The organism is Niallia sp. FSL W8-1348, from assembly GCF_038006745.1.
In the GTDB taxonomy this organism is placed as follows: Bacteria; Bacillota; Bacilli; order Bacillales; family Cytobacillaceae; genus Niallia; species Niallia alba.
On record NZ_JBBOVV010000001.1, the window covers coordinates 3,209,695 to 3,236,062 of the forward strand.

24 protein-coding genes are annotated in these 26,368 nt (G+C 34.3%); 21 read left to right on the forward strand and 3 right to left on the reverse strand.

The features are described from left to right. Window positions 1–404: 404 nt before the first annotated feature. Window positions 405–2,633: a GH92 family glycosyl hydrolase gene (locus NST60_RS15180; protein WP_341099252.1), complete on the reverse strand. Its 2,229-nt coding sequence runs from the start codon at window positions 2,631–2,633 to the stop codon at window positions 405–407. Between the two features lie 12 nt (window positions 2,634–2,645). Then, complete coding sequence (locus tag NST60_RS15185) at window positions 2,646–3,677, reverse strand: GntR family transcriptional regulator (RefSeq protein ID WP_169189197.1); 1,032 nt, start codon at window positions 3,675–3,677, stop codon at window positions 2,646–2,648. 231 nt (window positions 3,678–3,908) lie between these two features. Between NST60_RS15185 and NST60_RS15190 the strand changes: the two genes are divergently transcribed. The 20 genes from NST60_RS15190 (at window position 3,909) to NST60_RS15285 (ending at window position 23,570) form a co-directional block, all read left to right on the forward strand. Beyond that, window positions 3,909–5,204 carry a glycoside hydrolase family 125 protein gene (locus NST60_RS15190; protein ID WP_169189196.1) on the forward strand — a complete coding sequence of 432 codons (1,296 nt, stop codon included), beginning with the start codon at window positions 3,909–3,911 and terminating at the stop codon, window positions 5,202–5,204. Between the two features lie 40 nt (window positions 5,205–5,244). Beyond that, window positions 5,245–7,917: an alpha-mannosidase gene (locus NST60_RS15195; RefSeq protein WP_341099254.1), complete on the forward strand. Its 2,673-nt coding sequence runs from the start codon at window positions 5,245–5,247 to the stop codon at window positions 7,915–7,917. Window positions 7,918–8,101: 184 nt separating this feature from the next. Next, window positions 8,102–9,298 (forward strand): MFS transporter, encoded by a 1,197-nt coding sequence (locus NST60_RS15200; protein WP_328020406.1) that lies wholly within the window; start codon window positions 8,102–8,104, stop codon window positions 9,296–9,298. A 225-nt stretch (window positions 9,299–9,523) separates the two neighbouring features. Further along, window positions 9,524–10,789: a helix-turn-helix domain-containing protein gene (locus NST60_RS15205; protein WP_169189193.1), complete on the forward strand. Its 1,266-nt coding sequence runs from the start codon at window positions 9,524–9,526 to the stop codon at window positions 10,787–10,789. Between the two features lie 158 nt (window positions 10,790–10,947). Further along, complete coding sequence (locus tag NST60_RS15210; protein ID WP_263479752.1) at window positions 10,948–11,076, forward strand: hypothetical protein; 129 nt, start codon at window positions 10,948–10,950, stop codon at window positions 11,074–11,076. A gap of 7 nt (window positions 11,077–11,083) precedes the next feature. Further along, window positions 11,084–11,710, forward strand: a complete 627-nt coding sequence (locus NST60_RS15215; protein ID WP_224427443.1) for a hypothetical protein — start codon at window positions 11,084–11,086, stop codon at window positions 11,708–11,710. Between the two features lie 71 nt (window positions 11,711–11,781). Next, on the forward strand, window positions 11,782–12,954 hold the full coding sequence (locus NST60_RS15220; protein ID WP_016202090.1) for a hypothetical protein: 1,173 nt from the start codon (window positions 11,782–11,784) through the stop codon (window positions 12,952–12,954). Between the two features lie 150 nt (window positions 12,955–13,104). Next, complete coding sequence (locus NST60_RS15225) at window positions 13,105–13,932, forward strand: undecaprenyl-diphosphate phosphatase (protein ID WP_341099261.1); 828 nt, start codon at window positions 13,105–13,107, stop codon at window positions 13,930–13,932. A 287-nt stretch (window positions 13,933–14,219) separates the two neighbouring features. Continuing rightward, a complete protein-coding gene (locus NST60_RS15230) occupies window positions 14,220–15,731 on the forward strand; it encodes a BglG family transcription antiterminator (RefSeq protein ID WP_169189190.1) in 1,512 nt (503 codons plus the stop codon). A gap of 25 nt (window positions 15,732–15,756) precedes the next feature. Then, window positions 15,757–16,227 (forward strand): PTS sugar transporter subunit IIA, encoded by a 471-nt coding sequence (locus NST60_RS15235; RefSeq protein ID WP_169189724.1) that lies wholly within the window; start codon window positions 15,757–15,759, stop codon window positions 16,225–16,227. A 42-nt stretch (window positions 16,228–16,269) separates the two neighbouring features. After that, on the forward strand, window positions 16,270–16,584 hold the full coding sequence (locus tag NST60_RS15240) for a PTS fructose transporter subunit IIB (protein ID WP_169189189.1): 315 nt from the start codon (window positions 16,270–16,272) through the stop codon (window positions 16,582–16,584). A gap of 13 nt (window positions 16,585–16,597) precedes the next feature. Further along, entirely contained in the window at window positions 16,598–17,686 is a 1,089-nt protein-coding gene (locus tag NST60_RS15245) for a PTS fructose transporter subunit IIC (protein ID WP_169189188.1), read from the forward strand. A gap of 57 nt (window positions 17,687–17,743) precedes the next feature. Next, the gene (locus tag NST60_RS15250; protein ID WP_169189187.1) at window positions 17,744–18,595 is read left to right on the forward strand and encodes a class II fructose-bisphosphate aldolase; all 852 of its coding nucleotides are present in this window, start codon (window positions 17,744–17,746) and stop codon (window positions 18,593–18,595) included. Window positions 18,596–18,619: 24 nt separating this feature from the next. Continuing rightward, on the forward strand, window positions 18,620–19,519 hold the full coding sequence (locus tag NST60_RS15255; protein WP_169189186.1) for a ketose-bisphosphate aldolase: 900 nt from the start codon (window positions 18,620–18,622) through the stop codon (window positions 19,517–19,519). 269 nt (window positions 19,520–19,788) lie between these two features. After that, window positions 19,789–20,172, forward strand: a complete 384-nt coding sequence (locus NST60_RS15260; protein WP_016202092.1) for a PAS domain S-box protein — start codon at window positions 19,789–19,791, stop codon at window positions 20,170–20,172. After that, window positions 20,138–20,818 carry a PilZ domain-containing protein gene (locus NST60_RS15265; protein WP_169189185.1) on the forward strand — a complete coding sequence of 227 codons (681 nt, stop codon included), beginning with the start codon at window positions 20,138–20,140 and terminating at the stop codon, window positions 20,816–20,818. Before NST60_RS15260 ends, NST60_RS15265 begins: the two co-directional genes overlap by 35 nt. 345 nt (window positions 20,819–21,163) lie before the next feature. Then, a complete protein-coding gene (locus NST60_RS15270) occupies window positions 21,164–21,487 on the forward strand; it encodes a PadR family transcriptional regulator (RefSeq protein ID WP_016202094.1) in 324 nt (107 codons plus the stop codon). Continuing rightward, window positions 21,480–22,040, forward strand: coding sequence for an HAAS signaling domain-containing protein (locus NST60_RS15275; RefSeq protein WP_101729411.1), 561 nt, complete (start codon window positions 21,480–21,482; stop codon window positions 22,038–22,040). Before NST60_RS15270 ends, NST60_RS15275 begins: the two co-directional genes overlap by 8 nt. Continuing rightward, window positions 22,033–22,824 carry a DUF4097 family beta strand repeat-containing protein gene (locus NST60_RS15280; protein WP_016202096.1) on the forward strand — a complete coding sequence of 264 codons (792 nt, stop codon included), beginning with the start codon at window positions 22,033–22,035 and terminating at the stop codon, window positions 22,822–22,824. Before NST60_RS15275 ends, NST60_RS15280 begins: the two co-directional genes overlap by 8 nt. 173 nt (window positions 22,825–22,997) lie before the next feature. Beyond that, the gene (locus tag NST60_RS15285; protein WP_341099271.1) at window positions 22,998–23,570 is read left to right on the forward strand and encodes a CHASE3 domain-containing protein; all 573 of its coding nucleotides are present in this window, start codon (window positions 22,998–23,000) and stop codon (window positions 23,568–23,570) included. A 132-nt stretch (window positions 23,571–23,702) separates the two neighbouring features. On the opposite strand, the gene NST60_RS15290 is transcribed toward NST60_RS15285, so the two are convergent. Then, the gene (locus tag NST60_RS15290; RefSeq protein ID WP_100525938.1) at window positions 23,703–24,818 is read right to left on the reverse strand and encodes an IS4 family transposase; all 1,116 of its coding nucleotides are present in this window, start codon (window positions 24,816–24,818) and stop codon (window positions 23,703–23,705) included. A 200-nt stretch (window positions 24,819–25,018) separates the two neighbouring features. On the opposite strand from NST60_RS15290, the gene NST60_RS15295 reads away from it, so the two are divergent. Next, a complete protein-coding gene (locus tag NST60_RS15295) occupies window positions 25,019–26,095 on the forward strand; it encodes a methyl-accepting chemotaxis protein (RefSeq protein WP_341099873.1) in 1,077 nt (358 codons plus the stop codon). Window positions 26,096–26,368 lie beyond the last annotated feature (273 nt).

Sequence of the window (26,368 nt, forward strand, 5' to 3'; positions counted from 1 at the left end):
GCATACCACCCGCACCTTTATAGTTGTGTAAATATTAAATCATAGTACATTTATATTTAGAGCAAAGAAAAAGGTTGAGACATAACTAAATAGCGGCTGCTTTCGCATACTTTTTACAAGAGGAAATATAATTAGTTGGAAAAACAGAGCAGCCGGAATACGCGCAGACTCCTGTGGGATTAGCGAGACAGTCTGAGACCCCGGAGGCGAAGCTGAGGAGGCTTAAGCTTAGCCCCACGGAAAGCGAAGTGTATTCCGGCTGCGGGGGAACCGCACTAAACTTCATGGAAACCTCCTTTTAAAAACAAATAAAAAACCAAACAATTATACGGAACTTTCATTAGCATCTTCGTATAATTGTTCGGATTTATCCTTGGCTGGAATACTTATGTCCCAGCCTTTGATTAAACATTGCTTTTATATTCGGAGGCGGCACTGTCTGTCGACAAGGAATAAGGTAAATCTGTTTCTGCATAGTCTTTATTTGGCGGTACAATGCCAAGCTGAAAGTCGATTGTGCAACCTTTTATAAGTAAATCATGTTCTAAAGTTAGTTTGTTGTATGTTGCGTTATTAACGGTAACCTGATGAACAAAACTAAATTGTGGCTGGTTGAACTTAGTTGAAATCTCGAATTTCTTATCATTTGGAAGATGAATCGTAATGGAATCAAAGATAGGAATTCCAATTACATATTCGCCAGTTCCAGGGCAGACTGGATAGAAGCCCATACTGTTGAAAATGAACCAGCCAGACATACTGCCGTTATCCTCATCACCAGGATAGCCAGTTGGACTACTAGTAAATAACTGTGTCATTAATTGCTTTAATAATACTTGAGATGAAGCAGGATCACCAGCGTAGGTAAATAAATACGGCAAATGAAAGCTCGGCTGATTGGATATGGCAACTTGGCCAAAATCGATTGCCGCCATTTCGCTCATTTCATGTATTTCAAATCCATAGCCTTTTGTTTCAAAAATTGGTTCTTGATTACAAAGCTGTACTAATTTTTCTCTAAAAGGCTTATTACCTCCATAGGTATTAATTAACCCAGCAAAATCATGAAAAACAGCAAAACTACTTTGCCAAGCACTTCCTTCTGCATAATCCTGTCCCCAGCTAAAGCAATTAAAAGGTTCTTCCACTCTGCCTTGTTTATCTTTAGCGCGCATAAATCCTGTTTCTTCATGGAAAATATTAAGATAATTATAAGCCCGTTTTTCAAACATTTGCTCCATTTCTTTATTTCCTAATTCTTTCGCTACCCTGCTAATACAAAAATCGCTATAGGCATAATCCAGTGTATGATTAACACTTTCATGATGGTTGGAAGGTATGTAGCCGTATGTATCATAGTCTTCGATACCTTGCCGTCCGTAAGTAGGCTTTGAGCTTACAGTAGAAGCTGTTTTAACCATTGCTTCAAATAACTCGGGAATGATATCACGAGCAATCCCTTTTTGGGATGCATCAGCAATAACAGCATCAATTAATGTGCCTGGCATTAGACCTCGTTCATCTGGTGATAGCCATTTTGGCAAAAAGCCAGTTTCTCTATAACTGTTTAGAAATCCTCGCAACATTTCCTCGTATTCATCTGGAATAAGAAGAGAATATAGAGGATAGACGGTCCGAAATGTGTCCCAAAAGCCGTTATTTGTATATAGGACACCAGTTTTTACCCTTTTGCTTGTTGTATCATAATGAATCGGCTCGCCCTGTTGATTTATTTCATAAAATTTTTGCGGAAAAAGAAACATACGGTACATACAGTGATAAAAAGTTTTAACTGCTGAAAAATCTTGGTTTTTTACTTCAATTTTATTTAAATAATATTCCCATGCATCTGCCGCTTGCTTTTGGAGTGTATCAAAAGAAAAAGGGGCCAGCTCTTGGTTTAAATTCCACTCTGCTTGATTACTGCTAATAAAAGAAGTTGCAAGTCGGGTTTCTAGCGGTTCCTCCTGGTTTAATAAGAAGCGAATCAAAAAGTGCTGATCCTCACCAGATGCTGAAAGAGCTGGAGTAAATGGATTATCCCCTTGGAAAAATCCGGTATGCTCTTGATCAATGGGATGATTAAAAGTCATGATAAAATACATCTTAAAATTAGGATCTTCACAGCCAGCAAAATTAGAGACATAACCGCTTATCTGTTTCTTATTACTATCTAGTGAAATTTCCCCTTTACCTGGGAGATGTAGTGACAGACCTGGTAGATTGGAATCTCTATAATTGGAACGAAGAATGGAGCCATACGTAGTAGGAACTAGTTCATTCTTAATTTGATAGCGAGCCTGTGTTATTTGTAAATAATGTGGTTGAAATATGGCACTTTCAGGTCGATAGGAACTTTGATAATGGTAAATATCTGCATTTTGAAAAGCACCTGAAAGAGGTGTTAGTAATAAATGGGAGAAATCACCCATCCATGGGCTTGGCTGATGAGTTAATCGAAATCCTTGAAACACCCGATCTCTTGGATGAAAGAACCAACTTCCATTAGTGTGTTTAGTTTGTGGAACAAAGAAATTCATACCAAATGGAAAACCAGTATAGGGAAGGGTATTCCCATTTGAATAGCTATGTTGATTCTCCGTACCTTGTCTTGTATCCATTAATTCTAGCATAGACACCTCTCCTTAATTAGTGGATTCTCTAATCATCATTTCAATAGGAACTACTACAGAATGAATATCTTGGTTGTTATCGATTAATTGAATAAGTTGTTTGGCTGCTTGATACCCAATCTCCTCGAAACTTTGGGCGATGGTGGATAACCCTGGATCAACAAGCTCAGCTGCTTGGATATTATCAAATCCAATAATGGAAAAGTCTTTAGGAATTTGATAGCCACATCTTTTAATTTCTTTCATTAAATGAATTGCATTAATGTCGTTCTCTACTATAAGTCCTGTAATTTGCTCTTCTTTCATTTGATGGATAAAGCTACTGTTATCCTCATCTGGATTTACTACTTTGGAGTCATGATATTCTAAATTTGCTTGGTGTATTGCTTTTAAATAGCCTAAATACCGTTCTCGGATAGTAGAACTTCTTTCTAAATTCTGTGTGGTATAAAAAATAATTTTCTTATGCCCATGGTTAATCAAATGTTGAGTGGCTAGATAGCCACCTTGCATATTGTCTGATGTGATAAAGGGAAATGGGATGCTTTCAATTTTTTTATCAAGCACGACAACCGGAAATTTTTCGAGATATAAGGTATAAAGAATATCTAAATGCGATGTTCCAGCCTCTGGATAAAGGAGGAGACCAGCATACATAGATGATAATTTTTTTGCATCGAGTTGGCTTAAGTAAGCATTTGTTTGTATTTGAACAGTATAGGATGTGTTCGCAATAAAACGGCTAATTCCTTGCGCATAATCTCCTAGTCCGGGATTATTGGGAAAAGGAAGAATAAAGAGAATGACATTAGAATGAGGCTGCTGTTGTTCTGCAACAAAGCTTCCTCTCCCTTGGATTCGTTCGATTAATTGCTTATTTTCTAATTCGGTTAAAGCTCTTTTGGAAGTTATACGACTAACATTGTATTGTTTAGATATTTCTAATTCAGTTGGTACTTGATCCCCTGGCTTTAAATCACCAGCTTGAATTTGTGCCAGTATGTCTGTGACGATCTTTTGATAAAGTGGTTCTTTTTTCATCATAAACTCCTTAAATGATATATCAAATTTATTATAACATGAAAATACTTTCCGTAAAGATTTAAATGGAAAGAAAAGACTGTTTTTAATGATTTTAAATAAAGGAAATAGTTCTGTTCATTGATATCTATCCACTTTTTTTCATAAAATAAGAAAAAGAAAGATTAGACAATAACGAGATTTAAAATTAAAATGATTTTAAATGATATATCAAATTCGAGAGGGGTTTAAAAAATGTCATATCAAAAAACGGCAATGTCATCAGTTAGAGAGTTTATGAAAATGATCACGGAAAAATGTGGAGATGAACATGCGGATTGGGCAGTTAATTTTAATACTTGCTTTGCTAATACATTAGAAACAACAGTTGAAAAGCTGGAGGACGGAACGACTTTTCTTCTTACTGGTGACATCCCGGCGATGTGGCTTAGAGACTCAACTGCACAGGTTAGACCGTATTTAGTGCTAGCAGAAGCGGATGAAGAAATGGCTAATATGATTGCAGGTCTAATCGAAAGACAATTTCAGTATGTTTGTTTGGACCCTTATGCTAACGCTTTCAATAAAGAGGCGGATAATGCTGGACACCAAAGTGATTTAACGACAATGAATCCATGGATTTGGGAAAGAAAGTATGAAATTGATTCATTGTGCTATCCGATTCAACTTAGTTATTTGTTCTGGAAGGCAACAGGGAGAACGAATCAATTTAATCATACATTTCAGGAAGCAGTTCAAAAAATAATTGAAGTATGGACGATAGAACAAGATCATACGAATTCAGCGTATATGTTTGAAAGAGTAACAGACAGAAAAGAAGATACTCTGGTAAACAAGGGAAGAGGACCAGAAGTTGTACCAACTGGAATGACTTGGTCAGGTTTTAGACCAAGTGATGATGCTTGTGTTTATGGTTATTTAGTGCCTTCAAATATGTTTGCTAGTGTAGTTCTTGGTTACTTAATAGAAATATATGAAACTGTTTTGAAAGAAAACACTTTTGTCCCTAAATTTAAAAAGTTACAAGCAGCTATACAAAAAGGGATTGAAGAGTTTGCTGTTGTGCGTAATAAAAGTGGAGAAGAAATTTACGCCTATGAAGTAGATGGAAAAGGCAACTTTAATATAATGGATGATTCGAATATTCCTAATCTATTGTCTGCCCCGTATCTTGGATATGTAGAGGCGAATGATGAACGATATAAAGCAACGCGCCGGACAGTGCTTAGTAATGAAAATCCTTACTATTATAAGGGGAAATATGCAGCAGGTATAGGAAGTTCTCATACACCAGAAAATTATATCTGGCCAATTGCGCTTGCGATGGAAGGACTTACGACAACGGATAAAAAAGAGAAAGAAAGAATACTAGATTTACTCGTATCATGTGATGGGGGAACTCATTTAATGCATGAAGGCTTTGATGTAGATGACCCTTCACAATATACAAGAGAGTGGTTCTCATGGGCGAATATGATGTTTTGCGAACTTGTAATGGATTACTTTGATATTCGAGTGAAGAAAGAATAATAGTTAGGGGCAGTAAATGAAAAAAAGAGGAGCGCTGGAGATGAAAAAAGTGTATATTGTGTCTCATAGTCACTGGGACAGAGAATGGTATTTGCCTTTTGAGCAGCATCGGATGAGGTTAGTTCAGTTAATCGATGATTTACTAGAGTTATTTGAAACAGATCCTGATTTTGATAGTTTTCATTTAGATGGACAGACGATTATACTTGATGATTATCTCGAAGTGAAACCGCAAAATGAATGGAAGCTAAAAAAATATATTCAAGAGGGGAAATTAAAAATTGGTCCCTTTTACATTTTACAAGATGATTTTTTGATTAGCAGTGAAGCGAATGTGCGCAATTTATTAATTGGCTTGGAAGAATGCAAAAAATGGGGTTCACCTGTTAAACTAGGTTATTTTCCTGATACTTTTGGTAATATGGGGCAAGCGCCACAAATTCTCAAACAGTCTGGTATGGAGGTAGCAGCCTTTGGCAGAGGCGTTAAGCCTACTGGATTCAACAATATTGTTATCAAAGATGATCACTATAGTTCCCCATTTTCAGAGATGTGGTGGGAAGGACCGGATCAATCATCTGTTTTAGGAATTCTTTTTGCCAATTGGTATAGTAATGGAAATGAAATTCCAGTAGACAAAGCAGGTGCAAGGCTATTTTGGGATCAGAAAATAAACGATGCACTTCAATATGCATCAACAGATCATCTATTGTTTATGAATGGCTGTGACCATCAACCACTTCAAAAAGATATAACGAAAGCCATTGAAGTTGCAAATGAATTATATCCAGACATAACCTTCATACATAGTAATTTTGATGAGTATATGAAGGCTTTAAAGCAGGATATTCCTGATAACTTGCACACCGTTAAAGGAGAGTTAACGAGTCAAGAAACAGATGGATGGTATACATTAGCAAACACTGCATCGTCAAGAGTTTATCTAAAACAAAGAAATACTGATGTAAGTAGACTGTTAGAAAATATTGCAGAGCCGCTAGCTACTATGGCGTATAACGATAAGGGGGAATATCCGCATGAAATGTTTCAGTTTGCCTGGAAGCAGTTAATGCAAAATCATCCGCATGATAGCATTTGTGGTTGTAGTGTGGATGCGGTGCATCGTGAAATGATGACTCGTTTTGCTAAAGCAGAGGAAGTTGGAAAGTTTATACAAAGTGAAGCGTTGAATAAACTTGCAGAACAAATTGATACTACCCATTTTCCTGATGAAAGCCATCCATTTATTGTCTTTAACACAGCTGGTAGTGCCAAGACGGGTACTGTAGAAATAGAGGTAGAGTGGAAACGGCTACCGTTTTCCAATGGTCGACCAGATGAGTTGTATCGTGAGCTAAAAGAAGAAAAACTGCCAGCTATGAAGGTAATCGATGAACAGGGAGTGGAGATTCCGGCCAGAATGATTCATACGGACATACGTTTTGATTATGATCTCCCCAAGGATCGTTTTCGTCAGCCATTTATCGGTGCCTATGTGCTTGTTGAGCTTGAGCTAGATCAAATGAGTCCATTATCGTGGAAGACATATGCTCTCATCGAAGGAGTGCCGCAGCAGAATAAATATGTTAGTATTGTCCAAAATAATGGGCGGATTTTAGAAAATGAATATGTAAAGGTGCAAATAGAATCAAACGGTACACTAACTATTTTGGACAAATCTACGAATAGTTCGTACACTAATTTTCTCGTTTTTGAGAATACTGGAGATATTGGCAATGAATATATCTATAAAATGCCAAAAGGAGATGAAGCAATTTTATCTTCGGCAGGGAATGCAAAAGTCGAGATTGTCTCTGATGTTGTATCGTACGGGGAAGTGCTCATAATCCAACAAATGGTCATTCCTGAATCAGCTGATGAAAGCTTATTGGAGGAACAAAAGGGATTGATTGAATTTAGAGAACGTAATGCGGGACGTTCGAAAAAGTTGAAAACATTGGAGTTAAAAACAAAAATAAGATTAGAACGCAATAGTAATCAACTTTTGTTTGAAACTTCCTTTGATAATCAAATGAAGGATCACCGATTGCGTGTTCTTTTCCCGACAGGAATTCATGTAGCAGAGCACGAAGCAGACAGTATTTTTGAAGTGGTGAAAAGACCGAACCAAGTGAATACAAGCTGGGAAAATCCAACGAATCCGCAGCATCAGCATGCCTTTGTCAATTTAAATGATGAACTTCGCGGTGTAACGGTTGCGAATTATGGATTAAATGAGTATGAAATAATCGATGATGTTATCGCGGTAACGCTGATGCGAGCGGTTGGAGAATTGGGGGATTGGGGGTATTTCCCGACACCAGAAGCCCAGTGTTTGGGAGAGCAGATAGTGAAATTTGCAGTAGGGTTTCACGGTAGTATGGATAAACTAGAATCCTATCATGCAGCTATTAACTTTCAAATTCCTCTTTCTAGTGTCCAAACAGATATCCATCAAGGGGATTATCCGGCAGAATATGAGTTTATTCAATTAGAAGGGAATGCCTTCCGATTAACGGCGTTCAAGCAGAAGGAAAATAGTAATGAAATAGATCTGCGTGGCTATAATTTAACAGCTGAAAAACAGCCTTTATCTGTATTATATAAAGGAAAATGTCCGAAAAGAGGAAATCTATTAGAAGAAATAGAGAAAGAAGTATTTGATTCCAAGCAAATAACAGAAGAGGAAATTTGTACATTTATTTGGGAATGAAAGTGCAAGGAGTGTTTTACCGTTTGTAATACGGGAAACACTCCTTTTTTATTTTGTTTTTTAGAGGAATAATTTACCTTTTTTTGAAGTCTATAAAAAATAGGTCAAGCAATTATTCTAGACTTTTCCATTGCAAGTAATTATATTATATAACATCTGGTCTCTTGGGAGGGATGTTAGACAAATGAAGAACAAAACAGATTTTCTCATCTTGTTATTGGCAGTAAGCTGTGGAGCTTTAGTCGCTAATATTTATTATACCCAGCCGATTATTCAATATATTTCTGATGATTTACATATTCCGTCAAATGTTTCTGGATTGTTAACTACTTTAACGCAAATTGGTTATGGGGCTGGATTATTTTTCTTAGTGCCTATGGCAGACCTGTATAAAAGTAAGCGAATAATTATTTTATTATTGGGTGTGACAATTCTTTCTTTGGTAGGTGCTTTATTTTCGACAAACGGTATGCTCTTTTTGTTCGTTGTCACTATCATCGGTATTGGCGCAAGTGCTGCCCAAATGTTGGTGCCGTTAACGATGAAAATGGTACCTAAAGAACAAGTGGGGAATTATATTGGAAAAGTGATGAGCGGTCTTTTGATTGGAATTATGGTGGCACGGCCCTTTTCTATCGCCGTTACGGATTGGCTGGGCTGGCGAATGGTATTTCTTTTTTCGTTATTTTTCCTAGTTTCTATATTGCTATTATTATTAAAATTCTTACCGAATTTTGAAGTAGAATCTAATCTTGGGATAACCTATCCAGCTTTATTGCGTTCGATGGTAAGGGTTCTGAAAGAAACACAGCCTTTACAACAAAGAGCATTTTATCATGCTTGTATTTTTGCTACTTTTAGTCTGTATTGGACGGTTATGCCGATTCTATTAAGATCCGAATCTTTGCATTTCTCTAATAATGAAATTGCGCTAATCGGCTTTGTTGCCATTGCTGGTGCGTTATTGACCCCATATATTGGGAAGTTAGCAGATAAAGGGTATATTTTTTTTATGACAAATGTATCAATGGGATTAGTAATCTTATCTATCTTTCTCTTATTTTTTGTAAGGGATCACTCTGGTATAAGCATTGCCCTTATTGTAATCTCTGGACTCGTCTTAGATATCGGTGTAGCAGGAAATATGCTATTAGGACAAAAGGTGATTTTTAGCTTAAACCCGGCTATTAGAAATAGATTAAATGGGCTGTATATGACTATTTTCTTCTTAGGGGGAGCTTTTGGTTCTTGGATAGGAAGCTATAGTTATTATCAATTCAGTCCAGAGACAGCTTTATTGTTTGCGATTGCTTTTCCGTTTCTCGCTCTCATTGTTCATATTTGGAAAGGAAACCGAGCATTTACGAAAGCGATTGGGTAACTTTCAAGCCTCCTTTTTATTAGAGAACTTGACCTATTTTTGATGGTCAAGTTTTTTTATGGGCTTTTTCTTTCCTTATCCAAATTATGTGAAGTTTATAAACCTTTTGAAACAATCTTTGTGAATTTTTATCATATATTTTCAAAAAAATGGTACATTAGCGCTATAATAATTGTAATATCAATACATAGAGAAATGGAAATAACAGGAGAGAAGGGAGATAAAATGGTAGGTGAAAGAATAAGACAACTGCGCATACATAAACAGCTGACGCAAAAGGAATTAACGGAAGGAATATGTTCTATCACTTATTTAAGTAGGATTGAAAATGGGCAAATCAATCCATCAGCAGAATTTTTAAGGAAAGTATCGAAAAGACTTGGCTATGATTTAACGGAATTAAGTGTTCCGAATAGAGATGAAAAGACATTAGAAATTGTGGAAAACTATAAACAAAGTGAAAAAATATCGGAGGAAGATCTTTCCTATCTGCTTGTTCAGACATATGAATTAAATTCTACAAAAATTAATCTACATCTTTATGGAGTTTTGTTGAGATACTATACGACAAAAGGAGAAATAGAGCAGGCTAGAAGCATTTTTAATTTATCTAAAAGATTTATTTCTGGAGAAATAAGTGAGGGTTTAGAGGAAGAATATTTTTATTATTTTTTGGCGTGTGGTAACTATTTTTATTACTTCCAAGATTTTGAACGTGCAAATCACTATTATTCAAAAGGCGAAAGTTTACTAATTGATCGAGATAATTTAGATGCTGCGAAACTATACTATAATCTCAGCTTGGTTAAGCAAAGAACGTATGATAACCAGGAAGTAAGTCTTTATTATTCCCAAAAGGCTTATGATATTTTTAAAAATTATGGGGAGAAAAAATACATTATTACTGTATTAATTACACTTGGTGTTCAATATCAATTAAATAACGAATTAGATACTTCGATGGATTGTTTGAAGAAGGCAGAAGCTATTATAGTGGAGGATAAAGAGAGTGAGAAGTTTGTGAACTATATTGCAATGATTCAACATAATATGGGAAGAATCTTTGAAAGAAAGAGGGATTATCAGGGGGCTGTCACATATTATTTAAAAAGTATAGAATTATTTGAAAGTCATTCGTCAGAGCAACAAAATGTTTATCCATTAAAAAGATTAGTAGAAATTTATATAGAGCTAAAGGATTGGGTTTTAGTAGATAAATATTTAGAAAAGGCAATTTTTATTACAGAAAAACATGGGTTAAAGTATGATTATATTCTACTTAATATCATAAAGTTTTCGGTGAAAAAATTGCAAGGAAATGAAAGTTCTTATGAAAAGGGAATGCAGAAACTTCTTGATACAGCTATGCAATTAAATCAAGGTGCACTAATTCGAAGAATTACGAAAGAACTTGGAAGTCATTTTTATGAAAAAAAAGCCTATAAAAAGGCAGCAGATCTATTAATGAAAGCACTTGATTACGAAAATTAACAAAGAAGTACTCCGTCGTGATAACTAGTTTGTTAAATAGTAGAGGAAAAAAACTATTTAAATACTAGAAAATTTAATAGAATTTTACTTCTTTCACTAAACAATTCCTTTGCGTTAAATTAATAGTAATAAAATATTATGAATTGGAGTTGTTTACATTGAAAAAAGTAGTATTCGCTATTCTAGCTCTTGTAATCTTAACTTTTGGGACTAATTTAGATAAAGCATTTGCTGAGGCTGAGGCACAACCAGGTCCGTTAAGTATTATTAAGGTAACCACGGAGTAAATTGTAAATGGTGGAGATGAATAATCAGTTGATGCAACGGATATTTGTAACTTATCAAGATCAAATGAATTGTGATTATTTACAGCCATCAACTTCTCATATCGTAGCATGTTCAATTGAAAAACACCAAAAAAGTATGTTGAAAACAAGAGATTCACTTTTTCATAAAAATACGCTCGCACAAATTTTATTCGAAGTATTTGATAAGTTTGATTCAGAACTTATTAATGACATTTCTCCTTTGATTATAAAGCTAAATCAAGATGTTGTTACAGGGATACCCAAAAATGGAATTTATAAGTTAGATGTTGAAAATGAAATTTTTGTTCAATTAGATCAGCTTGGAAGTAATCATTACCAAGAGATCTCAATCCATCAAAAGCAACTTGGAATAAAGTCAAATCTAGGAATATCGTATAAACTTTTAAGAAAAGATAAAGAGACATTGGATATGTTAATTAAGGTAATGAAAAAGCTAAATTATTACCTTTCCTTACATGGAGGTGTGGAATCGACGATCGCAATTGCTGATTTATTATCGGAACAACAAGAGAGAAAACTATTGTTGCCGCCTTATATTTTTGTTCAGTGGTTGTATCCCACAGATAGTTTTAGAGATTCATTAATTTCATAGTGTAGAAAATCAGTGATTATGAGGGCGAGTTTGCAATATAGGCATACCGCCTTTTTACTATGGAGGATATTATGAAAAAGAAACTTGGTATAGCTCTGCTTATAATTATTGTTCTAATGATTACTGTAACTACTAAAATTGGCCATTCGGAAAATGAACTTACTATTGATACTATCAATCATCCAGATTTTTTAAAGGATAAACAAGCGGTAGTCTATTTATCGACAACAGCTGATCAAGATATGAATAATAAAGGGATTAGCTATGCAGTTTTTATCGATGACCAAGGAAAAGCATGTGGCTTTCAAATGGCTGGCTTAGAATTAGGAAGCATGGCAATAAGTGATAAACAACTGTTAATAGAAGACAAGCATACAATGAGGTTGATTGGAGAAAAGAATGCTGTAATCGATAGGAAATATCAACATACAGGAGAAAGAACAGGTTATTTAGCAAAACAGGATATCTTTTTCTCTATATATAATTCCGGAACTAATAGCACGGATGGCTATAATTCCAATATTTATTGGGGAAATGACGAAGGATTTCGAGGGGGGAATCTTCCTTATTATATATTGTCATCTGGTTCAACAGAGGAGGAAATTTTTCTTTTAACTGCTGATTTAGAAAAAAATGAATATACGTTAAGGAAAGTGGTTTTGAAAAATAATCAATTAGAAAAAAATGATATAAAAAAATTAGAAATAAAGAAAGGATATCAGTATGCTCCATTAGCGCCTATTTTGAGTGATAATCTCCATTATTATATATTGCTTTCTGAAGTTTCAAATGATAATAGAGAAAATACCGTTTTATTTCTACTTAATAAGAAAACGTTGGAACAAACGAAAGTGGAGTTAAATACGGGGTACATGACAAATGATCCAGCAGCTTTTTCAATTAATTCTAAAAATGGAGCTTATTTGTGGAGAGATGTCTTTTTCTATGTAAATGGCATAGGGGAAGTATTTGCTGTAAGTAAAGATGGACAAGAACAGAATAAATTCCTACTTGAGGATTTTCCGCAAGATGGAATCAGACATAATGAAGAAGCTTATTTTGTAGGTGATCAATTGTTTGTCTTAAGATATGACGATTCCAAAAAAGATAAGTATTATCTAGAAAGTTATTCCTTGGAAAATGGAGAGAAGGTAGAAGAGCAAGGGATAGAAGGACTAGATAAAATCCTATCATCTGTAAAAGGAACCTCTATTTATTCTTATGATTTTAAAATATTGAAATGAAGCATAGGAAATCCTTATGCTTTTTCTAATATAGCAGGTTTTAAAACGGATTCACTTTAATAGAGTCCGAACATAATAGCTAGCGATCTCTGTATTTCTATCTCATTTTCACGTATACTAGGAAAAACTAGACGTGTTGGAGGTTGAATAGTGGATTTACATGATTTTATATTAATTGTTAAGTATTTTATTTTAGGAGCAATCCAAGGGATTGCTGAGCCAATCCCGATTTCTTCAAGTGGTCATTTGATTATCGGTCAAAGGTTACTTGGAATTGAGCAGAGAGGATTATCGTTTGAGATTATTACGAATACGGCGTCTTTAATTGCGATTGTCTTCATTTATCGTAAGGATATAAAGCAACTAATAACGCATAGTTTCTTGTATATAAAAACTCGAAAGGAAAGTTATCGAGCCGATTTCCGATTCTCCCTTTATGTTATTATTGGAACCATTCCTGCCGGTGTCGTTGGTGTACTTTTTGGCGATTATATTGCTGATTATTTTACTTCCTTTTATACTATTTCCATTACACTACTAATTACAGGTGTTGCTTTATGGATCATTAGAAATATGCGAGGTGTAAAAAGAGATAGCGATTTATCCTTGAAAGATGCCATTATTGTTGGGTGTGCCCAAGTGATTGCTCTTATACCAGGTATCAGTCGCTCAGGATCGACTGTTATAGCATCAATTGGATTGGGAATGAAACAAAGCACGGCATTGCGTTTTTCCTTTATGCTCTATATTCCTGTAAGTGTTGGAGGAGCAATTCTTGGAGTAACGGATATGATTAACAGCCCTGATATGAAAACTTTGGCATTGCCTTATTTCATTGCTTTTATCACAGCTTTAGTTTTCACATATTTCTCCATGAAATGGTTAATGGGTATTATGGAAAAAGGAAACTTAAAATATTTTGCTTATTACTGCTTTATCGTTGGTTCGATACTGTTGGTGGTTGCTTATTTACTTTAAACTTTTAGAAAATAATAGATTGCTTGAGGAGTACAATAGGATAGCTATTGTGCTTTTTTAGTGCCAATAAACGATTACTGCTAAGAAAAATCTTATAAGAGAAAATTAACTATAATCGACGATGATTAAACAGCTCTTATATTCGTTTATAAATTTTTTAGTATTTAACAAAACAGGAGAATCCGCTTCAATAGGGACATAAAATTAAATATAATTTTGTAATTGTGTATCCGTTTTCAATTGGATAAGATATTACCATAGAGTTAAGAAAAGAGGTGAAGTAATTTGTGAGTCAGGTCATAAATGAGCGTCATCAAAATATTCTTACTATCTTACGAAAGGAGAAGCGGTACGTGACAGCTGCTGAGTTAGCAGCCTCACTAAAAGTTTCGAAAAAAACGATATATAGAGATATCCAACAAATAATAGAAGCCAATTTAATGCCGTTTCGGATCATTAAAAAGGAGAGTTTTGGTTATTATTTAGAAAAAATCGAGGAAACCCTTGAAAGTGAAACGATAGTATTTGATTCACCAGATGAACGACGTTTAAATCTATTATTATACCTTCTATCGATTGCACCCTGTAAGACTTCAATTCAGAAAATAGCAGAGAAGTACATCGTAAGCCAAAGTTCTATCCTCAATGATTTTAAACATATTGAAAAAGAATTAAAGTTCTATAACTTAAGGTTAGTAAGAACAAATGAAGGAACCTTTTTAAGGGGAGATAAACTATCCATTTATCGTTTGATGGCAGTGATTATCGAGAATTACTTAACTCAAATGGGAGATCCTTTTAGTCAATATGATATTCCTGATTCCATAAAAAAAGTGAAAGTGAAAAATAGTAATTTATTAAAAATTAAGAAATTGCTCCATGAAATTCAAGTGAAACACGATCTAAGTTTAGATCAACCATATTATTTAACATTATTTTGTTCTCTTCTTTCCATAATAGAAAAACAATATAATAAGCTATCGTTAGAAGAAGAAATAGTATTTGAAGAGATAGATAACAGTTCTAATATTTACTGTATATGTAAAGATTTAATTGATGAATTGAAAAAACAGTTTTCTATTCCATTGAAGTCATTTGATATCTCTTCTCTCTATTATATTTTGAAAGCGTATAAACTTAATTCTCGGTTTTTATTGAATCAAGATACTGAGCAGTATAAAAATGAACAGGTGATTCTTTTAACTAATAGATTAATAGCAAGAGTTACAGAAAATAGCGGGTATCGGTTTGATACAGATGATGAGTTATTAGAAAGATTAACCTTGCATATGCACGCGATGATATATCGATTAAGTCATCGAATCTATATAATTAACCCAATTATAAAGTCCATAAAAGCGAACTTTGCCAATATATTTAGCTTAGTGAAGGCTAGCGTAAAACAGTTAATAGAAGAGGGGCATTGTGAAAAGTATATAACAGATGAAGAAATTGGTTATATGACTTTATATTTTCAAATTTCATATGATGATCATTTTGCTAATCAAATTCCTATATTAATTGAATGTACAAGTGGAATTGGCACTTCTCATTTGTTAAGTGAAAAAATAAGAAGAACTTTTCCTAACATCCATATAAAGAAAATAATTGCTCAGCAACGAATAAAACACACTGATTACGAAGATATAGAACTAGTAATTTCTACTGTGAAAACACATAGTATCATTGGTAAGCCTACTATACTTGTGAGCCCCATTCTAAACCAAGAGGATAAATTTAAAATAGACCAATTTATTAAGGACTACTACAATCAACAGCCTATAATCGATGAAAAATGAACAGATAGGAGAGTGTAAAGTGAACATGAGAATAGAAGAATTAGATTTTAATAAGGTCGTAACCGAAGACCTTATAGAGTTAAATTTACAAGGTACTACAAAGGAAGAAGTACTTAATGAGTTAACCAACTTATTATTTGAAAATGGTTGTATTTCAAATAAGGAGGGATTTATAAGGGATGTGATGTTTCGCGAAAACGAAGGTGTTACAGGTCTAGAAAAGGGGGTAGCCATCCCCCATGGGAAATCGAAGCATGTATTAAAGACTTCAATTGCAATTGGGAGAACAAACAACTTTGTAGAATGGGAATCACTAGACGGGAATCCTATTAATATTATTATCTTATTTGCAGTTAAAGATACTGATAAAACAACTATCCATATTAAACTATTACAAAAAGTTGCTGTCTTATTAGCAGATGAAGAGACAATTAGTAAGTTCCAAACACTTCAAACAAAGAAAGAGTTTTTAAAGATATTAACTGAAAAAGATTAAGGTGAATCTTACTGAAAACTTATTAATTTGGAGGGAATTGTTATGAATATTGTTGGTATTTCAGCGTGTACTTCTGGAATTGCTCATACTTATATTGCAAAAGAAAAATTGATTAAAGCTGGTCAAGAACTAGGACATAAGGTTCGTATTGAAACACAGGGAACGATTGGAATTGAGGATGAATTAACGACTAAAGAGATAGCGGAAGCAGATTTGGTCATAATTGCGGCAGATATTAAGGTAAGTGGTAAAGAACGTTTTTTAGGCAAAAAAATTGTAGAGGTACCAACTCATATTGCGATAAAGGCTCCGAAACAACTTTATCAAAAGATTGACGCTGAGTTAAATAAACAGTGAGGAGGTTTAATATATGCTAAAGAAAATGCAAATAAAAAAGCATGCTTTAACAGCTATTAGTTACATGCTGCCACTTGTTGTAGCATCAGGACTTCTAATTGCGATTGGCAATCTTACTGGTGGTTCAGTTATTGAAGATTATAAAACTTCATTCGATATTCCATCGGCACTTGTTTCGTTAGGGGTGCTTGGAATGGGCTTATTAGCACCAGTTATTTCGGGAGCAATAGCGTATTCGATAGCAGATCGCCCAGGTATTGCTCCCGGACTATTAATGGGATTAATAGCAAATGCAATTGGAGCAGGATTTTTAGGTGGGATGCTAGGTGGATTTATTGTCGGTTACTTTGTCTTATTTTTAAGAAAGAAATTAAAAGTACCAAAGTGGGCAGAGGGTTTAATGCCAATGATGATTATACCTTTAATTTCTAGTTTAGTTATCGGATTACTTATGTTTTTTGTGCTTGGAGTTCCGATTGTTTGGGCAACAGAAGGATTAACCTCCTTTTTAACAAGTATGCAAGGTTCCATGCGATTTGTTTTTGGTGCGATTTTAGGGGGAATGGCAGCATTCGATTTTGGTGGACCAGTTAATAAAGTGGCTTCTTTGTTTGCAGATGGTTTGCTATTAGAAGGCATATACGAGCCAGAGGCTGTAAAAATATTAGCATCAATGGTTCCTCCATTTGGTGTGGCTATCTCATGGGGACTTTCGAAATTATTCCGTAAGAAAAGATATACAAAATCAGAAGAAGATAATATTAAAATTGCTCTTCCAATGGGAATATGCATGATTACGGAAGGAGTTATTCCTATTGCAGCGGTTGATATTGTTAGAGTTGTTGCTTCCTGCACAATTGGAGCAGCAATTGGAGGAGGGTTCTCTATGATGTGGGGAGTGGGATCTCCTGTACCATCGGGAGGGATGTTTATTGTTCCTGCAATGACACATCCAATTCTATTTTGCCTGGCATTACTCATCGGCTCATTCATTACAGGAATTATGCTGTTTTTATGGAAAAAGGAACCTGTTGCAGAAATAGAAGAAACATCTAGTGAAGAGGAAGAAGTAGATTTATCAGATATTAAAATTTCATTTTAAAGATGAGTGTAAAAAATTCTATTTTTGATAGAGAAGTATGAAAGGAGGAAAAAGGGAATGTATGTTTCAATGAAGGGCATGCTTGCTCGGGCCAATCAGGGAAATTACGCAGTAATGGCAATTAATTGCTTTAACTTGGAAACAGCAAAGGCGGTGATTGGAGCAGCACAAGAATTAAAAGCACCTATTATTATTGATTTATTACAAGACCATTTAATTCAGCATTTGGGAAGTAAACTGCTGACACGACCCATTATAGAAATGGCAAATGCAGCGAGTGTAGAAGTTGCCATTAATTTAGACCATGGGCAGGATATTGGGTTTGTGAAGAGATGTTTAAAAGATGGGTTTTCTAGTGTAATGATGGATGCCTCTGCTTATCCAATTGATGACAATATTAGAATAACAAAAGAAATGGTAGAGTTCGCACAAATATATGATGCAAGTGTGGAAGGAGAAATAGGCAATATTGGTTCTATTTCTAGTAATCATATGACGGATGATGAAATGTATACCAATCCTGATTTAGCGATTAAATATGCTAAAGAAACAAATGTTGATGCACTGGCTATTTCTTACGGTTCCAGTCATGGGGATTACCCAGCTGGTTATGTTCCAGCTTTCCGTTTTGATATTTTAGAAAAAATTAAAGGGGAAACTGGTATCCCTCTTGTGCTGCACGGCGGTTCCGGATGTGGGGAGGAAAACATAAAAAAATCTATTTCACTTGGTATTAATAAGATTAATGTAGGTTCTGATTTTTTTAAAGCGCAGTTAAATAGTATAAAAGAAAACTTGAATTCTAATGAACTGGATTACTTTGATATTATTCATCAAACCATCACGGCAGGGAAAGCGTTAGTTCAATATTATATTGAATTGGCAGGCTCTAAAGGAAAGTCTTTATAAATTTAAGGAAAAGAGGAGTATATTATGTTATTAAATATGAAGCAATTATTAGAAGTTGCACAAAAGCATCAATTCGCAGTAGGAGCATTTAATGTAGCGGATAGTAATTTTCTTAGAGTTGTAGTAGAAGAAGCGGAGAATAATAATTCACCAGCTATTATTGCTGTACATCCAACTGAATTAGACTTTGTAAAGGATGATTTTTTTTCCTATGTGCTATCAAGAATAAAAAATAGTCATGTTCCGTTTGTGTTGCATTTAGATCATGGTGGGAATCTGGAAGATATTATGCGAGCGATTCATGTAGGATTTAGTTCTGTAATGATCGATGGTTCATTACTCCCACTAGAAGAAAACATCCAGTTGACGAAACAAATAGTGGAAGTTAGTCATGCGCTAGGAGTATCAGTTGAAGGAGAATTAGGAACAATTGGTAATACAGGCACATCTGTTGAAGGAGGGGTATCAGAAGTAATTTATACAAGACCAGAAGATGCCCAAGAATTTGTAGAAAGAACTGGTGTCGATACGTTGGCTATTGCGATTGGAACATGTCACGGTATTTATCCAAAAGATAGGAAGCCAAAGCTTAGAATAGATATTTTAAAGGAAATTAAAGAAACGGTCGATATTCCGTTAGTATTGCATGGTGGCTCGGCTAATCCAGATCAAGAGATTGCAGAAGCTGTTCAAATTGGTATTCAAAAAGTAAATATTTCGTCGGATTATAAGTACGCTTTTTATAAAAAATGCCGTGAAATTTTGGCTGAAACTGAGCTATGGGATCCAAACGCTATTTATCCAGCGTGCATTGATGCAGCCAAAGAGATAGTAAAATATAAAATGAATTTATTTCAATCTATTGGAAAGGAAGAAATTTACAGAGCAGAAAATGTAACTGCATGGCGTAAGGAATTAGTATAAGTAGAAGAAAGAAAGAGAGGGAGGAATCCTCTCTTTTTTTTTGCATTGCTAAACTTCAAATAAATCCTTCTCATTCGTCCCCCAAAAAAATAGTTATAAAATGATAATATTTAGCTTTTTCGATCAATTTCCTTATAATATAGTTAAATAGAAGTAGGATAAAAGAAATACTTCCATATATTGCTTGGCTACAAACTGTTTGTAATTTACAAATTTTAAGCTATCTAACAATAAAGAATTGGTAATGGTGTAAGAAGAGGAGGAAAAAAGTGAGCGGGTTTAAGGATTTTATGCAGAAATTTAAAAAGGATGAAAAAAATCATCCGGATTTTACTAATTATGACCATGCATCTGCCCTTAATGCTGATACTTTTAGAGCTCTTTATGATAATCATCCAGATGCTGTATTTATGTTAGATGTTAATGGAAATGTCCTTGATTATAATAATTCAGTCAAAAGAATCTTTGGATACAATGATAAAGAGCTTTCGGAAAGTTTTCTTCCTTTTTTTGAGAAAAAAGATTTGGAGAAAAGAAAATATAATTTTGACGGTGCTCTAAAGGGGACTGCGCAAAACTATCAAGCCGTTGTATTTCAAAAAAATGGTGAACCCATCGATGTCGAAATCTTTCATTGGAAAAGAATTAAATGAACGTTCTGAAATGATTATTAAGTCCACCATATTTCTTGCAAAAGGCTTAAATATGACAGTTGTAGCAGAAGGCGTAGAGACTATGGAGCAATTAGATTTTTTACAGCGTCATAATTGTGACGTAATCCAAGGTTATCTATTTAGTAAGCCGGTTTCTGAACCGGAATTTAAGGGGTTACTTAAACAGAAAGTTCTATATCCAACTAATCCGGATGAATTGGCCAATATTAAAAATAGAAGAAAATACAATCGTCTCCATTTAACGTTTCCACTAAGTGCGCAGATGACACTAATCTCGATAAATGGACGTAAGGTTGATCTTGGGAAAACAGAAGTATTGGTTAAAGATATTGGTTTTGGAGGCATTAAAATAGTATCAACTTTAGAACTTCCAGTGAGATCTGATTTTATTTTACAGTTTGAGGCAATGATAATGAATCAACAAGTAACATTAAATGGAGTGATTGTTTGGAAGCAGGAGGATAATGATGTCTATCAATATGGAATTAATTTTGATGTGAAACCAGAAGAAAAAGAAGGTTTAATCCAATTGTTAAATAGATTTTCCAGCCAATTGCAGAAGACTCCTTTAGTTGATGGATGTCATTTTATTCAAGAAAATGAAATAACGTATTTGAAGAAATAGAGAAGGGGAGTAAAGCCTCTTTTCGAGTTCAAAAGGTAACAGAGGGGATAGTTTCTGTTACCTTATTTAGTTTACTTTTAATGGCAGTAAGTCCCCAGTTCAAGATGGAAACCCTCTATTAAGGTCTGATAAATGCAACTCGATCAGTGGGGATAAGGAAAAATCCCCACTGATGGAAGTTTTCTTTATTAGTAAAGTCATCATAGAAAATAATATATTTATTTTTTAAACAGTACCTTGCAATGAATAATACTAAGATGTTATATTATTAGCAAGAAGTATTAGTTATACAACAGTACTATTTATTGTAAGGTACTGTATGATAAATATGGGTAGGTGGAAAAGGTGAATGTACAGTTTAAAAAAGGAGTATTAGAGTTGTGTGTACTTGTCCTTTTAGATAAAAAGGATCGCTATGGCTATGAACTCGTTCAAAAGATATCAAATCAAATAGAAATTTCTGAGGGGTCTGTTTATCCGCTTTTAAGAAGGTTAACAAAGGAAGAGTATTTTACAACCTACTTACAAGAGTCTACAGAAGGTCCTTCACGTAAATACTATAAGTTAACCGGTAAAGGAAGAATGTATCTTTATGAACTTATTGCAGAGTGGAATGAATTTTCTAATGGCGTGAATCAATTAATAAAAGAAGGTGTGAATAATGACTAAAGATCAATTTTTAAAACAGTTACGAGCTGGATTACAAAAGCTTTCGATAGAAGAGCAACAGGATATATTGCATGATTATGAAGAGCATTTCTTCAATGGATTGGAAGAGGGAAAAACAGAAGCGGAAATTGCTGCTTCATTAGGTTCTCCACAACAAATCTCTAAGGAGTTATTGGCTACTTACCATCTCGAAAAGGCAGAGAATGCAATTTCAACAGGAAATGTTTTTCGAGCAATATGGGCAGTGATCGGTTTAGGATTTTTTAATATTGTCATCGTTCTTGGTCCGTTTATTGCATTAGCAGCACTTATTGTATCTGGATGGATTGTCGGAGCTTCTTTCCTTCTTTCTCCATTACTTGTCGTTGTGGATAGCATATTACAGCCAAGTGGATTTGCATATTTCCAATTGTTTATGTCCATTTTACTTGTAGGATTGGGAATTTTCATCGTGATTGCTATGTATTATATTACCAAACTTTCCATGAATGGATTCGTCAAGTACTTAAAATTCAATGCTAAATTGGTGAAGGGTGGCTTAAAGAATGATTAATTTGAAAAAATTTATGATAATCGGAATTGTTCTAATTATAATCGGTGCGATAGGTAGTTTGCTTACATTCCGTAATCATGGAATAGACATCTCAGAGGAAAAAGTGTTTAAGCAAAGCAACATTACGACAATAGAATTAGAGTCAAATAATGCAGGAATCGAAATCATCCCAACAAAAGATACAGAAACAAAAGTGGAGTTATTTGGAAAAGGATCCAAGGAAACAATACCAAATTTCACTGCAAAGGTAGAAGGGGAAACACTTGTTGTAAAATGGGAAGAAAGACAGTTCGGTATTATTAACCTTGATTTTTCTTCGCTGACATTAAAGATTACATTGCCAGAGAAGCAATATGAGTCTATGACAATTAACAATGATAATGGAAAAGTTCATTTAGCAGATCTAAATATTAAGAAGCTAAAAGCAGAAAGTAATAACGGCCGAATCAATATCAAAAATATTCTTTCAGAAAAGGTGGAAGTAAGATCGGATAATGGCAAAGTAAACTTAGATCAAGTAAGTGGCGATATTAAAGGGAAAACCAATAATGGAAGAATTTCTCTGAAAACTGCAACTTTAGATATGCCAATACAGCTAGAAACAGATAATGGCAGCATCGAGATTGAGACAGAGAAGGAACCAACAAATGTAACATTTGATGTTCAAGTCGATAACGGTAGCGTCAATATTTTGGATAAGTATAAAGGTAGTACAGTGATTGGAAATGGAGAAAATTTAGTGAAATTGAAAACGAATAATGGAAAGATACAGGTGTTAAATTAGTTGTTCCGTTAATAAAGTTTGTAAGTAGTTCAATCTTAAGCTGCTTATAAACTTTATTTTTTTGTAGATGAAATTGGTATCGCATACAAGCTATATAAAAAATAATTGTCTCCGATATATATATGGTACATTAGAAAAAGGCAATTGCAGCTAAACGTACATAGGGGGATAAAATGAAAATAAAATATCAATTAGCTATTATCTTTTTTGTTTCAATTATTTCTATGCTAGGAATCGGCTTATACAGCAGTAATAGTATGCAATCTTTAATCAACAACAGTAAAGAATTAGAAGATGCAAAAGAAATGCAACGTTTGGTTACGCATTTACAATACCGTATTTCAGGGATTTCTAATGATGAACGTGGCTTTCTTCTTACAGGAGATAATCAATATATCAATGGAATAAATGAGAAAAAATCAGATATCAATAATACATTGAAAACAATGGAGACCTTATCAAATTATCCAATCTATGAAGCAAACATCCAATCCTTTAATTCAAGTTTGCAATCTTATCTGACAATGAGTGATAAAGTGTCAGGACTATATGTAGAAAATCCTTCTTCTGCAGAGAATTTGCATTTTGGAGATTTGCGATCGTTACGAAAAGAAGTACTCGATCCGGCTGTTAATCAGTTGGTAGACCATATAAACAAAGATGTAGTAAAGATAGAGGAATCGAGTCAACAGAATAACGAAATAGCGAAAATAATATTAATAGTAATTATCACTAGTGTTGCATAAATGTTGTTAGAATATTCAGTTTAAATATGTCCCCTGTTAAGAGCCAAAAAAGTAAATACCCAACTAAAGGTGGATCCATCCATTTGGAAATTTTTTTACAATTAGACTTAAGAGACGACGACAATTTGTTTATTAAGGAATGGTTTTTCCTTCAATCTTTCGAAGCCAAATATGTGCTGGTTTCCACAAAGCTGCCCGTAAATATCGGCTAATTTGTAGGGTTTTTCGTTTACTTTTTGTCTCGATTTGTGCGAGAACATGCAGGCAAAAAACAATAAGTGCGATAAACACTTGATTCTGAATTGCCCATTCGCTTTGGCCGTAAAACTTTTTGATATGGAGATGTTGTTTAATCCATTTGAAAAATAACTCAATCGCCCAGCGTGATTTATACATCTTTGAGATTTCTTCAGCACTTAAATCAAAACGATTTGTGATTAAATGAAGCTCATTTCCTTTTGAATCAATCACTTTTAGAAGACGAAAGTAATTTTCGGCACGGTTTTGCGTCGTACCAATCAACACCATTTGATCCGACAAAACAGATGTATTCTCGGGTAGTTTAAAATCGTAAACCTCCCGTATGACTGCGTTTTTTCGCAGCCTAGAAAGGAAAAAGTAGCCGTCATCTGTCATCCGATCAAAGCGTTCGTAGTCTAAGTAACCACGGTCAAACACATACATACATTCCTTGTCATCAACCATTACTTCAAGCTGACCGCGGTCATGTTCTTTGGCCGTTGTCATAATGGCCTTTTCGGGATAGGATATACCTTTTTCCATAAACACAAGGCGTAAGTGCAATTTAACACCCGCTTTTGTTTTGCGGAATTTTGCCCATTTATGATTAGTCAAATTGAGAGGCAATGTGCTTGAATCAATGATTTTTAATGGCATCACAAGTTTCGTGTTGTGCGTTTTGGCATGAATTTGTGAAACTAAATCAAGGAAAAGCTTTTGGAATAAGTCTGGATTCATGCCATTTAAACGGCGTGAGAGTTGGGAAATACTGATAGAATCAAGATCAATGCCCTTTTGCAGTTGATCATCGAAAAGACAATCGCTCAGCGCATGCAGACTTTCGACTTCTTCTAGCTGCGCAAAAAGTAATAATTTTAGAAATGACTCTGTCGTTAGTTTTTTCGTATAGAAATCTAATTTCAACGTTTTCACGTTTTCTTCAAATAATTGAAGATTTATTGGTGAAAACCATTGTCCAAATGAAGTTTTTCGTGTAATCTTGTCCATGCGATAGTCCTTTTTAGTGGATTTGGACGGGTTACCACCTAACTTATCCATTATAAAGGACTTTTTCTTTGCATAAAATGATAAAATTGAACATTTCAAGTATTTTTAATAGTTAAATTAAATTAACGCAACACTAGTGAGTAATTATCATTATATCTATTATTATTAGTGTTGTATTAGGACTACTTTTATTAAAGGCAATCATGGGGCCATTGAATAAAATAAATAATCAATTGCAAAATATTGCTTCAGGTGAAGGGGATTTAACTCAACGAGTAAAAGTAAATGGGAGAAATGAATTTAGCCATTTAGCCAATTCGTTTAACGCATTTGTTGGTTCTCTTCAAACAATGATTGGCAGTGTAGGACAAACTTCTAAAAATGTCGCGCTTGCATCTGACGAATTAGCTTCCAGTATGGAACAATCAACTGTGGCAGCAGAACAAGTTGCAGATGCTGTTCAATCCATTGCTGAAAATGGAAATAAACAAGACATAATTACACAAAATAGTTTAATAGAGGTTAATAACACCTTAGAGAATATTAAGAATGTAGCAAACACTGCTACACAAGTTGCAAACGAGTCTTTGCTTATTAAAGGAAAAGCAAAAGATGGAGAATTAGCATTAGCAGAAATGCATACACAAATGGAAGCAATTCATGCATCTGTCGATTTGGCAGGGAATGGCTTGCAATCTTTAGTTTTACGTACAAATGAAATTATTGATGTCTTAACTAGCATTGAGGATATTTCCAATCAGACTAATTTGCTGGCATTGAATGCTTCCATTGAAGCAGCAAGAGCTGGAGAACATGGAAAAGGTTTTGCTATTGTGGCTGAAGAAGTAAGAAAATTATCGGAGATGACAAGTACTTCTGTGAATCAGATTCATACTCTTATAAGCTCCATTCACGACCAATCCAATTCTACGGAAAAAAATATGTCTTTAGTAAAAGATAATGTAGATTCTGGAATGAAATTATCTGATAAAACGAATGAACATATAAAAGAAATACTGAATCGCGTGGAAGCGATAGCCGATCATATTAAAAATATGGCGGACACGACACAAGAAATTACTACAGAAGTGCAAGAAGTGCAGGAATCTGTTGAAGAAATTGCTCATACTTCTCGTGAAACATTAGAAAGAACAGAAAGTGTAGCTGCAGCAACAGAAGAGCAAACTGCCTCATTCCAAGAAATTTCAAGCTCAGCAATTGCTTTATCGAAAATGTCAGATGAATTACAGGAATTAGTCTATCGATTTAAAATATGACACTATTTAATCCCTTCTTTTGAGGGGATTTTTAATTTTAATAAACTAGATTCACTTAAAACAATTTTTCTTAATATAGATAAAATGTGAACTAACTGATAATTAAATATGAGTATTTTATGACATTTGTAGTTTGTTTAAAGGCCATTCATTATAATTAACTTATAGTTTAGTAGATATAGAGGGGAAAGTAACGAAGCGGATTATTTCATTAATAATCATCTGAAATTTACAACCTTCTAAAGAAATCGGAGATGAAGATATGGCTAGGTT